This window comes from Delftia sp. 11MD, from assembly GCF_050907895.1.
In the GTDB taxonomy this organism is placed as follows: domain Bacteria; phylum Pseudomonadota; class Gammaproteobacteria; order Burkholderiales; family Burkholderiaceae_C; genus Comamonas; species Comamonas tsuruhatensis.
On sequence record NZ_CP194333.1, the window covers coordinates 4,155,923 to 4,171,307 of the forward strand.

Sequence of the window (15,385 nt, forward strand, 5' to 3'; positions counted from 1 at the left end):
AAAAAACCGCCCGAGGGCGGTTTGTTGTGGGATGTCATCTTTCAGGGCAGCTCGTGCGGCTGGATCGGCGCGTCGAGGATCGCACCAGGATCGATTGCGTGCCCGGCAGCCTGCAGAAATGCCAGGCCCGCCGGCAAATCCGGGTTGTCCAGGTCGATGTACTTGCGCACGCTTGCGTCCATCACCACTGCTTTGCAGTTTTCGTCTGGGTCTCGCAGGATCGCCCATTTCATCGTGCCGAACCTGTCAAAAAATGCTCCCACGCTGATGTGGCGCATGGGCGTAGGCTGCGGCCCAGGGTCAGGTGCTGGGGGCGCGGCGAACGCCTGGCCATCCCATGACCAGCCAATGCCAACGCCTTCAGGCGCCGGAGCTACGTGGTCCCACTGTGCGCGGACCGCGTTCGCAAAATCTGCGTCAGCAACGATGACTTGCTCGACACAGCCGCCTTTGATGAGTGCGTAGTTTTTGATCATTCGGGGGTGCGGATAAAAACTTGGACTGGTTTTATGCCGCAAGTCCAAGGCTCACCCGGTATTCAATCGGGCTGAGAGAGCCAAGGGAGATCTTGATCCGCTTCTCGTTGTACCAGCGGATGTAGTCGTCGAGCACCTCAATGAACTGCTCAACGGTGACGCTCTTCCAGTCCCGAGAATAGAACAGTTCATTCTTCAACCGACCGAAGAAGCCCTCGCACGCTGCGTTGTCAGGCGAGCAGGCCTTGCGGGACATGGAGCGGGTGAGCTTGGCCTCGCTCATTCTGGATAGCCAGCCAGGCCAGCGGTAGTGACCTCCGCGGTCTGAGTGGACCACTGGTCGATCGCTTGTCTCTGTGACGGTCTCTATGGCTGCATCCAGCATGGTGTTGACCAGCTCTGCATCCGGACTTGTGCCGATGGTCCAGCTCACCACCATCCCGTCGAAGCAGTCGATGATCGGCGACAGGTAGACCTTGCCTGCAGGGATCTGGAACTCTGTGATGTCCGTGAGCCACTTCTCATTGGGCGCTGCCGCCTGGAAGTCACGGTTGATGATGTTCTCGGGCGCGGGGCTGATCTCGCCCAGGTACGACGCGTAACGGCGCCGCTTTGGCTTCGCTACGACCAGGCTCTCCTGCTTCATCAGGCGCTGCACCACCTTCTCTGAGATCTGGCCTTGCTCTCGTGCCAGAGAGGCTTGCAGCCTGCGGTAGCCGTAGCAGCGGTGGTTCGACTCGAAGATCTCGGTGAGGGATTGGCGCACCCCAAGGTACTTGTCCCCCATTGCTGCACGAGCCCGATGGTAGAAGTACGAACTGCGCGCAAGACCCAACTGTGCAAGGAGCTCTGGCAGGCCATAGTTCTCCTTGAGGGCGTCAATCAGCAGTGTCTTCTCCCGGTTGGACAGGAGCTGCAGATCGACGCCCAGGCCTTTTTAACAGCTCATTGGCCTTGTTCAAGAGGTCCTGCTCAAGGCGCAGTTGCCTGACTTCGCGGCGCAGTATCTCAACCTGGCGTTCGAGCTCTTCTCGCTCTCGCGCCTGCGGTGATTGATCGGTGTGTTTCATGGATGCGGGTGCCTCACGTCCCAGAAGCTGGTTCTTCCAGTTGTACAACGTTGGCCGACACACGCCGATCTTGTCGGCAACAGCCTGCGCGCTTTCCTGCCGCGTGCAGAGCTCCACCACTCCCGTCTGCTTCAATGACTCGGGATACCTTCGCTGCCCAACACTACCGACGATTGCTTTCCTCGCCTCAGGAATGGCCTCGCGAATCCACTTTGTGAGCGTTCCACGACCGGGATACCCAAGGGCCCTCATCGTGGCTGCTATGCATCGATCATGGGCGAGGTAGTGCTCAAGGGCGGCAGCCTTTTGCGCCTGTGAGAACTTGGGCTCACGCCCCGCGTAGCCTTTAGGCAAGTCCTGGCGCTGCTGATATTCCCGATACCAACCTTTCAATGAGTTCTTGGTCGGGTATCCCAACTGCCTGATAGTGGGCTTGACTCGCATGCCCAGCTTGATGAAGAGCTCAACTGCTCGGATTCTGTCTTCGTAGGAATACATGAACTACCTTCTAGTAGTCCAAGTTTTCGTCCGCACCCCCTTCGTACCACCAGATCCTTACAAAGCCAGAGCCACCGGCGCCGCCAACGGCGTTGTAAGCGCCACCACCGCCGCCGCCGCCACGATTTGCCGCACCAGCGCTACCAGGCGCACCAGGGTTGCCTTCGACGCCGCCACTACCGCCGCCAGACATACCCAGTCCAGGACCGTTGGTGGCCGAATCCCCACCACCTCCTCCACCCCCGCCATAGCCGTTGATGCCCAAACCACCAACGCCACCACTGCCAGAGCCCCCGGCGCCACCACCACCGCCCCAGATGCCCTCACCGCCACGTGCCGAGCTGGCTCCTCCACTGACACTGTTGTTGCCGGGGCCGCCGGCTCCGCCACCACCGCCTCCTGTACTTGCCCCGCTGCCACCGCCGCCTGCCCCCCCGTTGCCACCTCGCTGGTATCCAGTCAAACCGCCAGCGCCATACCCGCCACCTGGGACATACACAGATCCAACAGATGTGGCGCCACCCGCAGTGCCGTTACCAAACCCCGATGCAGTCCCGCCAGCCCCCCCCGCGCCAATAGTGACCGCAACAGGCCCGGTAAACGTCATCGGCAATGTCAGAACAGCACCTCCACCGCCACCGCCACCCCGCGAACAACCTCCACCGCCGCCACCACCAACAAGCAAGACCCAGCCCTGCCCGCCACTCGCCAAAAGCGCCGCAGGAGGGGTAAACGTCCCAGACGCCAAGAACTCCTGGTAGCGCAGTTTTCCCCCGCCACCACCGCCAAAGTAATCCGAATAAAAGCTCATGCTGCCTCCATAAATCCATCCGTTGCATTGACCCAGCGACATACCGCCGAATCGTTTTGGGACAGCAGTTGCATCACGCCAGGACTGCGGCCCTTGAGCTTGTTTGACTGCCAGTCGATGTTTGCGGCCCAGATGCCGCGAGACATCCCAAAACCAAAGGCCTGGCCTGCAGCGAAATTGATTGGCACCGTCAGCGTGATCCCAGCAGCCGCCAGAACGTAGAAGACACCCGGCACAGCGACAGCCGATGCAGTGATGACTTGCGTTGTCATCCAGGCTGAAGCACCTGGCGCAGCCACCCCGATCACCCAGTCCGCTTTTGCTGCAGTCCCCGCGAACGTGTCAACTCCAATAACTAGAGCGCCTGTGCCTTGGTTGTAGCTCTGGACATAGCCGCTCATGCGCGTACCAGGGTCGCTTGTGGACGTGGCGACCAGGTACATGCCCGCCACAAACGAGCGCGATGGCTCCATGCCGAAAGTCTTCGCACCGGCGCCAGGTGTGACGCTGGTTGTGCTGCTGCCCTTCAGTTGAGCAGACGCGAATACTTCAGCTTGGTCGCGGTAGGCCTTGGATGCGTCGCGGGCAGCTTCCGATGCATTCTTCGCAGCGACGGCAGCATCTCGGGCTGTTTCAGCCCCGCCCTTGGCCGCGATGGACAAGTCGCGCGCTGCTTCAGATTGCCCCTTGGCTGTGATCGAGCCATCGCGTGCCGACTCAGATCCACCTCTTGCCGAGACCGACGCATCACGTGCAGTTTCAGACTGCCCTTTGGCTGTGATCGCGTCGTCTCGCGCCTTCTCCGCTGCAAGCTTGGCATCACCGGAGCCGCCCGCCGCAGCGACTGCTTCCTGCGCGTTGTGCTGGACATTGGCAGAGAGCGCATTGATTTCCGGCACAAATGGCCCTGGAACGCCCATGTGCGTGCCGAATGTATAGGCCTTGCTGTTGTAGGTGCCTGCCGCTCGATCCGACAGCGCCGGAAACTCCGGGATCGGCGTGAGCGTGGCTGCTGGTTGTACTGCCATCAGATATTGCCCTTGATATTGAGTGTGAGAGAGGTCACCCCCCACTCGTCTGCCCTGATTGCTCCAGAGACAAAGCCGAGCGTGTTGAGGTAGCCAAGGCGTGGAAGATTCGAGGCCTCGAAGGGCACAGCCATATCGAGAATCTCGCCAAGAATTGCGTCCGCATACATCGCCTCCTCGGCGTCCAGCAGTACGCGGCAGGAAACGTCGCGGGCATTGCCGCGTCGCACTTGGTCATACGTGCCGTCATCGTTGTATTTGCGATAGGTGTAGGGCTTGCGCTGCGCCTCCGCGCCTCGCTCCACCCCCCCCATATCCGCGTCGCCGACCAAGGGGCGCCAGTCACCCACCTTGATGTCGCCCACTGCAACCGCTCCATTGCCAGGCGCTCGGATGGTCACCGTGACCTCTGCATTGGGCGCTATTGGAATTTCGTCCATGCTGACTTTTTCCAGGGCCGGTAGCGGCGTAAAGAGCAGCTCCCAAAGCCCTGCAGCTTGGGCATAAAGATCTCCGTGCTTCTCACGGATCACAACGCCACCAGGAGCATCACGGACGACAAGCGAATAGGTTGCCCCTTCGGGTCCATAGACGCTGACGCCATTGATAAAGCCCGGAGTCAGCACGAACGTGACGACCCCTTTGCCACGCGATTTTGTAGACGAGTAGTCATCAAAAGGTGCCTGTCGATCTGTCGGCCCTTTGCGGCGCCAGTAGCCAGGGTCGAGTTCCGGGCGAGTGGCTCGCCCAGAGTGCACACGTATGCACGAATAGACGGACCCATTGGATGTGCGCAGATCGTCAATGGCATAGCTGCCACTGGCGACCCACGCAACCTCCCCATTGGCCGTGTTTGGCTCGGGCACGGTGGTGCCCGCTGCAATCATGGCGTCCACGATCTTCACGGGCACCATGACGCGCGCAGATGGGTTCATGCCTGCATCTCCTCTGCAATGGCTTGCGCCAGTTGTTTGATGTTCATGACCTCGACCCGGTTGGCATTGCCGCCTTCCGTCACACTGTCGTGCTGGTCGTAAAGCGCGGTTGCGCTTTCGCTGACTTCGGCCATCCGTGCATCCAGCCGCTCCACGCTGGAAAGCAGCCTTTCCAGCAGCGCGTCGGCGCGGCTCGAACCGGCCCCTGCCAGGCCAGCGGCGCCGGCCCACGGATTGAACGCCTTGGGCAGAATGGCCTCCCCTTCGTGGATCTGCGCGAGCATGTCCTGCGGCACGTAGTTGGTCCCCACGTCAAAGCGTGGAATCCCGTTACGGTCCAGGGCCGCGAGCACATCCGCCTCGGAAAAGCCGTACAGGTACGCCAGATCCCGGGCCGATCCGCCAGCTGCTTTGAACTCGTTGGCAAGGCCCGTGAAATCCCCCGTGCCGTCGTACTTATGGAACGTGGACGAGAGACCATCGAGCTTCTTCGAGTAGTCGGCATCTGCGTAGTCATAGATAACCGTGCCACCGCCAAGGATCGCTGTGGGCGTCTTGTATTTGCCGCTGTAGGCGGGTTCAAACCCGCCACCGCCTCCACTCCCCCAGCTCGGGGTCGGCGTCTTGCCGCCACTGCCGCCGCCAGCCCCAGATCCTGCAGGGCTGTCAGGAAACAGCAGCGCTTCGAGCGCCTTGATCGCGGCTTCCACACTCAACGTGGCATCGATGTGCTTTTCGTTGCCCTCAATCAGCTCGCGCCAGTAGATCAGCGTCTTATCCAGGCGCTCAAGCTGCTCCTGCGCGTTCTTCAGCAGCCGCTCCTCCTGGCTCAACTGGACATCGCCCTGCTCTGCCAGGTCAGCGAGCTGGCCCGCCAGCACAAGCGCGTCGCGGTCCTTTTCAAACTGCGTGGCATATGCGCGGGAATTGATGCCGCTGCGGGCTGCGCTGATAGCGTCACTCAAATCACTGTAGTCAGTGATCTTGCGACCCGCGCGCACGCCCTCCAAGGCCTCTTCGATGTAGACCATCCCCCGCGCCGCCAGCATTTGCTGGGTGGAGTCCACGGTGCCATATAGCTCCCGGGCATTGGATTTCAGCGTAGCCAGCACCGCAGACATGCTGCTGATGGCCGACTGCGCAGCCGAGGCACTGGCGTTCCAGTAGTCCTGTTCACGCTGCACAGCGGCTTCAAAGTTCGCCATTGCGGCGTCCTTGGCCTTCTGCCGAGATTCGGCCAGCGCCTTCGCTGCGTCGTCCGCTGCTGCCTTTGCCGCATCGGCCGCCGTCTCCGCAGCTTTCTGGGCATAGTCCGCTGCAACACCAAACATCTGGGCCAGAGCCAAAAGCTTGGCCGCAAGCTCTGTATTGCCCGACGCCAAAGCGTCTTCGATGAGCTTTCGGAACGCCTTCTTTGCGGCCTCGCCATCAGCTGGGTCGATATCCACACCCAAGGCCTTGAGCCCTTCTTTCACCTGGCGCTGCATGATCCCCGCCCTCTCCTCTTCCGAGTAGAAGCCGGAATAGAAGGCGTTGATGTTGTTGGACAGCGCCTCAATGCCACCCGAGAACTTGAGCAGCTCGGTCTGGGCCTTGGCCGACAGATCCGCGAAGCCCACCAGCGTGTCAGCCCATCCACGGAATGCCGCATCGATCATTGCGATGTTGCGCAATGCTTCGTTGAGACCTTCAACGGTGATGTTCTCACCCAGGGCATCGAACTCCTCGCGCATCCAGCCCGGGATATCGGCTTTCTTGAGCTGGTCGATGACCGCCCCGCCCATGTCCGCCATGTACTGCGCCCAGGCCTTTTGCGGATCAGCATCCAGGTCTCGGTTTTTGTACTTGGTCAACACCTCGCCGGTGGCTTTGTCCAGGATCTGGAAAAAGCCCATGGCGCCTTCGTCGCCGTACTTTGGATTGACCGAAAAGCCGCCGGCGATGTCGATGTCCTTGGCTGTGCCGTTGGAGAACTTGGCCAACGCCTTGTACAGGTCCAGCCACGATGTGATCGAAGACCCCAGTTGCTTGTCGATCTCGGTGTTGCCGCGCTTGGTGAAGTCGCCCCAAGTGTTGCCCCAGGCATCGGTCCCCAGCGCCTGGCGCGCGGCCGTGTCACGATCCGTGGTGGCAGTGGACGCAACACCGCCTGAGTGGTTTGCACCACGCGAGCCGAATGCCTTGTCCAGCAAGCCGCCAATCCAGTTGCCGATGAACGCACCGATAGGGCCACCGAACCATTGCCCGACGGCCCCCCCAATGCCCGCGCCCCACTTGCCATCCGCGATGTTCAAGATGGCGCTGACATAGCTGAACGCAGCGCCCGCCTTGTTGATGATCCCGGAATACTTCGTGAGCATGTCCCCGAAGTCGATCAGCGAGCTGCCCACCTTCTCCAAGCCCAGGTTGTAGAGCTTGCCGCCGGCGTTGTTGACCAGGTTGCCCAGGCCCAGACCGAAGTCCTTCATCATTGATGAGGTGCCCAGCCGGTACATGGTGGAGAGGTTGCCCAAGCCCACGCCGGAACCGCCGCCCGAGCTGCCACTTGGACCCATGCCCAGCATGGACAGCACAGTTGATGCGATGTCCCCGGCGATGGGCGCCACGATGGCTTGGATCACAGGCCGCAGGACCAGGGAGCGGAACAAGCCCTCGATGTACTCGGCGCCGTTCTTGCCGCCCGCCATCAGCGCATCGCTGAGCGACTGGCTGGCCTGGTCAAAGGCCTTGTTCCATTCGTCGTTGTAGGCCTTGGTCTGGGCACTGGCCACGCGCTGGTACGAGACCACGCGCGCACGGTCGATCAGCTCATCCTTTTGGGATGTGGTCGCATCCAGCCGGTCTATCTCGGCAATCTTGCGCTTGAGCTCCAGCTCGGCATCGTATTGGGCCAAGGCCACAGCACGCGCCTGATTGCTCATGCCGATGAGGCCCGCCTCCAGCTGCAGACGCTCGAAGTCCTCTTTCGCCGACTTCTCGTAAGCGTCCATGGCCTGGCGCGCCGACTCCAGGGCCTTGGAGCGCTTGAGGTAGTCCTCAGTGACCTGCTTTTCAATGTCGAGCTGCTGCTGGTAGAGCGCGACGTTTTCCTTGGCCTGCGCCTTATCCTTCTCCTGCTGCTTCCAGACCCCAATGCGCCCGCGCAGGTCGGCCTCATGCGCGGCCGACAGCTTGATCTTGCCTTCCTTCAGATCGGCATTGAGCTTGATCTCGGCCTTTTGGGCGTCGTTGAGCTTGCCGGACTGGGTGACTTCCGCCTTGTTGGCGTCAATCTTGGCTTGGATCGAGGCAGCAAGTTCCGCATAGGCAGACTGCTCTTTCTTGGCGCCATCGCCGCGCGTCTTGCTCAGCGACTTGATCTTTTCGTTGATGCCGTTGATGCGGGCCTGCAGCTCATCCGCCTCCTTGGAGTCGCCGCGGCCCTCTTCACGCAGCCGCCTCTGTGAAGCCTGCAGGAGGTCCAAAGTCTTGCGCAGATCCTCCGCCGCATCCTTTTTGCCCTTGTAGGCTTTCGTGGCCTCCAGCAGCGCCGATAACTCCTGATCGGCTGCAGATTTCACGCCAGTTCGGGCCTCCCCTGAGGCACCACCACCGTCGCTCGGCGCCGCCCCTGGCGTTCCGGTCGGGATACTCGGCAGCGCGGGCCCGGCATCAGCCTCAGCACCCAGAGTCTGCAAGCCCTTGATGCGTGCCCACATGCCGAGAGGGCCCATCATTGCCTGCATGCCAGGCAGCCATTTGGTGATCTCAGCGTTCGCTCGCGGTATCGCTTCCGTCAGGCTGTTCACACCCCTAACAACCCCGGCTAGTCCGGCCGATATCGTTCGCAGGGTGTCTGCGGACGGCGCCATTTTCTCCATGAGGCTGTCCCACGCATTGGACAACTCCTTCGACGCCTGCTGCAGGTCCGTCTGCTTCTCGGCCGTCCCGGCAAGCGACTGCCCCAGAGCATCCAGCAGGAGTCGCTGAGCGCCTGCCTTGTTGCCCGCCTCAACCATCGCATCTATAGCGATCAATTGCTCCAGGGTCAGGAAATTGAAGGCCTCATCCAGCGCCCTGGCCGCCTTGTCTGGCTCCTCCATGGCTTTAGCCAGCTCACGCGCAGCACCGGCGGCATCTTGCCCCGTCGCGGCGGCGAAGTCCGCCGACATGAGGGCAATTTTTTGCAGCGCCTCCCCTCCGAGGGTGCGCACTTGCACTAGGTCCGAGATGATGGCCGAGGCTGCGCTGCGGCTGATACCCGGCAGCTCAGACATGTCTCGCTTGAGCTGTTTGATGGCCTCGCTGTTAAGGAAACCGGCCCGACCCGTTGCCTCCAGCTGGTTCATCAGCGTCATGTGCGCGCGCAGAGTGGACTCTGCATGCGCCATGGACGCGCCGAGCGCCACCACACCGGCGGCGGCAACCGTGTAGGGATTCACCAAGCCCAGCAGCGTGGCACCCAGCGCCTTGCCAGCAGCGCCAAACCCGCCGAACATGTCGCGCAACTGCAGGCCCTGCTGCATGAAAACGGTCATGACGGGCATGCCGCCCTGCAGGCTCACAACGATGTCGCTGATTTGGGCCGGCACGCCGCGCATGGCGGCGGACGTTTGACGGGCAGACATCCCAACCGTCTTAAACGATTCCTCGGCCTGCTTTTCGAAGAGGCGCATCTGCTGCAGGTACGGACCCAGCGCGGCCATGTCAGCGCCGCGCTGCTTGGCAATGGTCTCGTAATAGGCTGCAGTGCCTTTGCCACCAGCCTGCATGGCGGCCATCTCACGCTCCAAGGAGCTGATGATGCTGCGCGTGCTGCGGTCAATGCTGCTCGCAGCCGTCTGGCTGCTCTTACCCATCCCGTCGAAAGCCGTACCAGCCTTGGCACCTGCTTGGGCAGCCTCATCGCCCACGGCTTTGACATCCTGCTTGATCTCCGACAGTCCGGCCTTGGTGTTGTTGCGTACACCAAACTCAAGATTTGATTTGCGCGTGGTGTCTGTCATACATACCGTCCAAGCAACAAAAAAAGCCCCACGGCTAGGCCGAAGGGCTTGGAAATGAAAAACCCGCCATAGGCGGGTTTGGTGATCTGAAAATTACCCAGGGTCTACATAGCTTGCACGCTCGACCTCCAGGAAATACCTCCGTTCGTACCAGTCGATAATTCACGGATCTCGCATTTGAACCGATTTAGACGAAGTGCGTTGAATGCATTTTTGGCGCGCACATCCACGATTACGTCATAACTAACCGGCTCAGAAACCGGAGTGACTATAAATTCGCCCCTTGGGGGAAATTGTGCTGAACCAGGGTCATGCAGCTTTTTCCTGATTGATTCTTCACAAGCATAAAGAGCATTTCTTCTTGCGTCGATTTCTGGAGGTTTTTTTGCTGGTTCACCCCCAGATTTATAGGACATAAAAAACACGTACCCCAACACAGCTACTACGATTGCCGGAGCGATCAAAGCGGCCAAAAATTTGTCTTTCATATCCCCTCCCACAGTTGCAGGAGGGGAATGGTAGCAAAGGGCTATATCCACCCTCACCCGCGCAGCACGCCCTTGATGTGGGCGGCCAGCTTTTTGGCCTGCTCGCCACTGTCGGGCCGCATGATCTCGGGCGATGGACAGGCATCGCTTTTGGACAGTCGGTACTGCTCCAGATAGGCAGCCGAGAGGCTGCGCAGCAGCTGCAGCTCATGCGGGCGAAATGGGCACCGCGTGGCCTGCTGCCAGGCGGCTATCTCCGGCCAGGAGATGGGCGCCAGGTCCATGCCCGCATAGGAAACCGGCCCCACCTCCATCAGCGCCGCGATGATGTGAAAGCCGTCCTCCAGTTCTGGCAACGGCAGCTCGGCATCCTCTCCCATGCGCTGCGCCCTGCTTTGGCGCGGCGCATCCTCGCTCGATCCCTTGGGCGGATCGACGGGCGCCTGCAGCCAGGCCAGCTGTTTTACGTAGCCTCGGAGCTGGATGCCGAGGTCGCGCCAAAGTTTCCCAGGCTGTCGGACTCCTCGATGATCTGAACGGCCCAGTGCGGATTGCGCTTGAGCGCGGCGCGCAGTTGGTCAGCGCTGTAGGGCTGGCGGACGCCCTCCCAGCCAGCGACACGCACCACGGCGCCCTCGATGTTCTGGGCCTCCATCTCGTCGATGGTCTTGGCCTTGGGGGCCTTGCCCCGGCGCTGGGCCGCGCGCTGCTCGTTGAGGAATTTTTCCGCAACGCCGGAGTTCCAGGCAACCACCTCGGGTGCGAACGTGCCGCGCACAATGAGGGTGATGCCGGTGGACGAACCATCCGGGTTGCGCAGCACGAACTTGTGGCCCGCCTCGCATGCGCCCACCAGGTCAAATGCGGTGATGTCCACGAGTTCAGCTGCAGCGACGGCGGCGGATGTGGCCACGGCCACGGCTTGGGTGATGGTTTTGGTCATGTCGATCTTTCAGCGGAGAAAAAGGAAATGCCCGCGCCCGACTGCCCGCCTCCGCTGAGAGACGAAACAGCCGGGCCGGTGCTGGGGTGACCCGAGGGCCAAAGGGGAAAGGGTCAGGGGCCGACAGGCGCGGGCACTTCGATGATGCCGACGCCATCCTTGGAGGTTGTCAGCTCCAGGCCGACGCTGGCCGAGTACATGCTGTCCACGCTTTCAGTGGACTTGGACCAGCTGGTCACAAGGCCTGTGAAGTAGTCGATGGAGCCGTCTTGGTACTTCACCTCGAAGGCATAGGCGGCATCGGAGTTGAGGGCAGCCTTGACGATGATCTGTCCCGGGTCTGCGGCATCCACAGCGAGTTGGATGGTCTTCTGCCCCTCGTTGAACGAGCCCTTGTACTTGCGGGTGCCGCGCGTATCGATGGGGTTGTGATTGACCACCTGATAAGTGCGGCCGTGGCTGCCGCCATTGGTGATCTCTCCAATCTTGGAGAAGGTCAAAGCCGCATAGCCATCCTTGTCGTAGGCGGCGGGCAGTGCTGCAGAAATGCCGATCTTGGTCCCGGCAACGGTTTGTGCGCCCATGGCGTTTTCCTTTCGGACGTAAAAAAGCCCGCTGCTGCGGGCCGGGGTTGAAAAAGTGTTGAGCGCTATCGCCGCGCCCAGATTGAAAAGCTCTGCTGCATGCCGAAGATCACGACATCGCTGCCGCCGTCATCGAACATGTCCAGAGGTTCATCCAGCGGCGTGCACTGGATGGCATCGGAGGCCGTCAATGCGTCCTCGATCTGGCGGATCAGGGCCGTGGCCTTGATGGGCGTTTCATCCCAGACCGTGATGCTGACGCGACCATTGCGCAGATTGCCTGTTGGCCGCTTGTCGATGTTGCGCATCGCACGGCCGCCAACGCGCTGCCATATCACGTAGGGCATCTTGGTTCCCCACGGGGCGACCACCGGCAAAGACCTCGGACACAGCGCCGTCAGGATGGCCACAAGGGCGGGTTCATAGCTCATGTCACTTCACCTGGTCATAGCGCTTTTGCAGCTCCAGATTCGCAGCCTCAACGGCTTTGGACATGGAGTCCTCAGCGCGCGCAACGAAGAAATATCCCAGCCGGTGGACGGGGCCCCCAGGCCTAGGCACGTAGTACGCATCTTTCTCGGCCTGTGTGGCGCGGCGCTTCGGCCGGGGCTTGCCCTGCGCCTCGGGCCGCACTCGCGTGACCCACTTGCCACCCTTGGCGATGGTCACTGCGTAGCGCTGTACCCACCCCCTCTCCAGCAGATGGCCGTGAGGCGCTTTCCTGGCGTTCCAGCTGACGTGGTACTGCGCCTGCACGCCATCGATGGAGTGCTCAGGAGAGAACGCCTGGTAGACCGCACGGCCCAGGTTGCCGGTCACGCTGCCTATGGAGCTGACGTTGACCTTGACCGCCTCGTAGAGCACCTGCGCGCCGGCCTGCGCAGCGGGGCGCACGGCCTGGTCGGCAGCTTCGCCCAGCGCATCCAGGAAATCATCCAGGGCGGCAGTGTCGGCACGGATGGTGAAAGAGTTGGTTCCATTCCCCATTGCCGTACCTCACTGGATGAGCTTGCACGCCAGGTCGAGCCAGCGCCGGGTCGAGTCAGGCAATGGCGCCTCGATGTCGTAAACCTGGCCGACATGCACAACACGCATGCCGGCGTTGATGCCAGCGCGATAGCGAATGCGGATGGAGACCCGCACGGTGGACACTTCGGCGCCGGCACGAATAGTTTCACTGCCAGACATGTGCCGGATGTTGGCCCAGACCTTCGCCACCTCAACCCATGCGATGGCGCCAGGCGCGGGCGTATTCCACTCGTCTTTGCCCTGGCTGTGCTGCTGGATGGATATCTGCTTGTTCAAGGTTCCGGCTCTCAGCATGGCTCACCTCAAAACCGCGTGGGCACAATGATCTCGGCCAGCATGTGGCCAAGGAATTTCAGGGGCAGATCCGTGACGGTGCCGCCAACGATCAGCGATTCGCGCTGCTGGTACAGCGTGCCGGCCTGCAGCAGCAGCCAGGTCTTGACCGCAGGGTAGGCTTCCAGATCCACGCCCGCCAGGTACTGCACGCGCAGCGCGCCAGCAGGGCGGCCACCAGGGAACTCCAGCCAGGCCACGCGCTGGTCCTGGCCCAGCTCGTACTCGGTGAAGGGCTCAGGCGCTGCACCGGCACGCAGGATGTGCACGCTGGTGATGCTCTTGACCTGGCCGACGTCCAGCACGCCATCGGCACGCTCTGCAGCAGTCCAGTCCTCCTGGTACTGCGCTTCGCGGATGGCGGCGCCCGTCTCGGACTCGCACATCTGTGTGACGGCGGGGACGATGACGCCGTCCACCAGCTCGCGCTGCAAGTCATCGACGTGCTCACGGCACCACTGAGCGACAAGCTCCGCAGTCAGCACCGGGGGGCCGGTGTAGCTCAAGCGGCGCGCCATGGTCAGGGCCTGGCGTTGTCGTCGGAGTCGGCCCCCTTGGCGGGGTCATCCGGGGGCGGGGGCGGCGCATCCGCCTTCTTGCCGCCCTCGGCCTTGGTACGGGTGCGGCGCCCGGCCTCTTCGCCCTCCTCCTCGACAATGCCGCGCTCGCGCAGGGCGTCTGCGGTTTCCTTGTCGAAGCCGGCGGTTTCGCCCTTGTTGTAGCCGCGCCAGGGCTTGGCGAAGACCACGGCGACGGGTTTCTGCTTGCTCATATCGATGTCCTCTCAATGGTTCGGTGATCAGTCCAGGCCGCCCGGCTGTGCCGAGCGGTTGGCGGTCAGGCCAGCATGTCCTTACCCCACTTGACGCCGACGCCCACGGCGATGGACTCCACATGGCGCGGGCCGAAGTCGTTGTGGGTGATGACGCGCACCAGGGTTTGATCGCGCTGGAATGCGCTGATGGTGTCGCCGTTGCCGTCCTTGTAGGAGGCCTCGGTGCTGTACGCGAGGACCATTTCGCCGGTCTCACCGATGTAGCAGTCCGAGTAGTCGCCGAAGTAAATTTCGGACTCGTCGCCGCCGGCACCCAGGTTGATGGGGATCTGCGTGGACAGCTTGAAGGGGTAGCCCTTGAGCTTGCCCTGCTCGATCTCGGGATAGGCCTTGTTGCCGTTGCCATCGCGCAGGGCCTGCAGGAAACGGATGCTGCGCGGGCTCATGATCCAGCCGCTGGCCGCCAGGTTGGCACTGGCCATTTCCACGCGCAGCATCAGACCGCCAAGGAATGCGTCCAGCTCGGCCAGCGACGTGCCAGCAGGCGCTGTGACGATGTTGAAGGCCGGAGCCCAGTAGCGCAGGCCCTTCGGGGAGACACCGCCGTTCCCGTTGGAACGGATAAAGGTGATGTCTTCATACAGGCCCGTGCTCGTGAACAGGTCAGCAACCACGATGGCATCGACTTGAGGGCTGACACCCGAGAACTTCAGCAAGTCATTGCTGATGGGCACCAGGGCGGCCAGCTTCTTGGCCTGCAGCTTCAGGTCATCGAACACCATGCCGGTCACGTTGATGTCCGTGTCCATGCCGATATAGCCCACGGTGGTGTTGCCCTTGATGCGCGGCAGGCCCATGTTGCCGTTGACCAGCGGCAGCGGACGGGCGCCGAAGCTGCGCAGGATGGAAGTAGGCCGCAGAGACTCGATGACCTCGCGCGCCATGTTCGCAGGGACCAGGACACCACCGGCGCCGGGACTGGTGGTGGACAGTGCCATCACCACATCTTCGCCCATGCCGCTGGAGCGGGCCAGCTCGGCAGCCTGCATCTGGTTGCCGCCGGCGGCAGCGATCATGCGGGCCATCTGGGCTACGCGCGTGCCGGCCTGCGCGTTGTCCGTCACGGTGATGTGGGCAGGGCGATTGCCGGGAGGGCCGTTGATGCCTGCGGCCGATTCGTTGAGCGGCACGGCAGCTGCAGCTGCAGCACGTTCGGCCGATTCAGCGCGGGCGATCTTCGCGGACAGATCCGCAATCTGCTGCTCCAGCTGCGAGAATTCCTGCAGCTCTTCGGCCGACAGGGTGGCGCCGCCGGATTCCTTGGTGGCGAGCGCCTGCAGCTTGGTGTTCGCCTCGGCGCGTTCGCTGCGGAGTTTGGTGACAAGGGACATGGTTTTTCCTTGGACAAAAAAAAGCCCGCCGAAGCGGGC

The 15,385-nt window shown here is 62.0% G+C and carries 16 protein-coding genes; all 16 read right to left on the reverse strand.

Translation table 11 applies throughout. The features are described 5' to 3' along the window. Positions 1-41: 41 nt before the first annotated feature. The 16 genes from ACRSCF_RS18830 to ACRSCF_RS18905 all read right to left on the reverse strand — a co-directional run bounded on the left by ACRSCF_RS18830 (position 42) and on the right by ACRSCF_RS18905 (position 15,346). Entirely contained in the window at positions 42-476 is a 435-nt protein-coding gene (locus tag ACRSCF_RS18830) for a hypothetical protein (RefSeq protein WP_034368667.1), read from the reverse strand. Positions 477-507: 31 nt separating this feature from the next. After that, a protein-coding gene (locus ACRSCF_RS18835; protein WP_034363009.1) for an IS3 family transposase occupies positions 508-2,044 on the reverse strand; the annotation gives its coding sequence in 2 pieces (ribosomal slippage) (positions 508-1,414 and positions 1,413-2,044; 1,539 coding nt in all). Between the two features lie 10 nt (positions 2,045-2,054). After that, positions 2,055-2,897, reverse strand: coding sequence for a glycine-rich domain-containing protein (locus ACRSCF_RS18840; RefSeq protein WP_324622605.1), 843 nt, complete (start codon positions 2,895-2,897; stop codon positions 2,055-2,057). Then, on the reverse strand, positions 2,852-3,883 hold the full coding sequence (locus ACRSCF_RS18845; RefSeq protein WP_046988460.1) for a hypothetical protein: 1,032 nt from the start codon (positions 3,881-3,883) through the stop codon (positions 2,852-2,854). Before ACRSCF_RS18845 ends, ACRSCF_RS18840 begins: the two co-directional genes overlap by 46 nt. Next, on the reverse strand, positions 3,883-4,818 hold the full coding sequence (locus tag ACRSCF_RS18850) for a hypothetical protein (protein ID WP_272206284.1): 936 nt from the start codon (positions 4,816-4,818) through the stop codon (positions 3,883-3,885). The genes ACRSCF_RS18845 and ACRSCF_RS18850 overlap by 1 nt, the downstream gene beginning before the upstream one ends. Beyond that, entirely contained in the window at positions 4,815-9,803 is a 4,989-nt protein-coding gene (locus ACRSCF_RS18855) for a phage tail length tape measure family protein (RefSeq protein ID WP_034368413.1), read from the reverse strand. The genes ACRSCF_RS18850 and ACRSCF_RS18855 overlap by 4 nt, the downstream gene beginning before the upstream one ends. 104 nt (positions 9,804-9,907) lie before the next feature. Next, positions 9,908-10,291, reverse strand: a complete 384-nt coding sequence (locus ACRSCF_RS18860; RefSeq protein WP_272206285.1) for a hypothetical protein — start codon at positions 10,289-10,291, stop codon at positions 9,908-9,910. A gap of 53 nt (positions 10,292-10,344) precedes the next feature. Beyond that, entirely contained in the window at positions 10,345-10,671 is a 327-nt protein-coding gene (locus ACRSCF_RS18865) for a hypothetical protein (protein ID WP_034368410.1), read from the reverse strand. An 83-nt stretch (positions 10,672-10,754) separates the two neighbouring features. After that, positions 10,755-11,234 (reverse strand): hypothetical protein, encoded by a 480-nt coding sequence (locus tag ACRSCF_RS18870; protein WP_046988463.1) that lies wholly within the window; start codon positions 11,232-11,234, stop codon positions 10,755-10,757. A 113-nt stretch (positions 11,235-11,347) separates the two neighbouring features. Next, positions 11,348-11,818: a phage tail tube protein gene (locus tag ACRSCF_RS18875; protein ID WP_046988464.1), complete on the reverse strand. Its 471-nt coding sequence runs from the start codon at positions 11,816-11,818 to the stop codon at positions 11,348-11,350. A gap of 65 nt (positions 11,819-11,883) precedes the next feature. Further along, the gene (gene gp17 / locus ACRSCF_RS18880) at positions 11,884-12,249 is read right to left on the reverse strand and encodes a tail completion protein gp17 (protein ID WP_034368403.1); all 366 of its coding nucleotides are present in this window, start codon (positions 12,247-12,249) and stop codon (positions 11,884-11,886) included. Position 12,250: 1 nt separating this feature from the next. Then, on the reverse strand, positions 12,251-12,805 hold the full coding sequence (locus ACRSCF_RS18885; protein ID WP_034368402.1) for a hypothetical protein: 555 nt from the start codon (positions 12,803-12,805) through the stop codon (positions 12,251-12,253). A gap of 9 nt (positions 12,806-12,814) precedes the next feature. Beyond that, positions 12,815-13,123, reverse strand: a complete 309-nt coding sequence (locus tag ACRSCF_RS18890; RefSeq protein WP_272206286.1) for a phage head closure protein — start codon at positions 13,121-13,123, stop codon at positions 12,815-12,817. A gap of 26 nt (positions 13,124-13,149) precedes the next feature. Next, a complete protein-coding gene (locus tag ACRSCF_RS18895; RefSeq protein WP_034368395.1) occupies positions 13,150-13,698 on the reverse strand; it encodes a hypothetical protein in 549 nt (182 codons plus the stop codon). A 2-nt stretch (positions 13,699-13,700) separates the two neighbouring features. Further along, positions 13,701-13,952: a hypothetical protein gene (locus tag ACRSCF_RS18900; RefSeq protein ID WP_046988465.1), complete on the reverse strand. Its 252-nt coding sequence runs from the start codon at positions 13,950-13,952 to the stop codon at positions 13,701-13,703. Between the two features lie 65 nt (positions 13,953-14,017). Next, complete coding sequence (locus ACRSCF_RS18905; protein WP_046988466.1) at positions 14,018-15,346, reverse strand: phage major capsid protein; 1,329 nt, start codon at positions 15,344-15,346, stop codon at positions 14,018-14,020. Between the last annotated feature and the right edge of the window lie 39 nt (positions 15,347-15,385).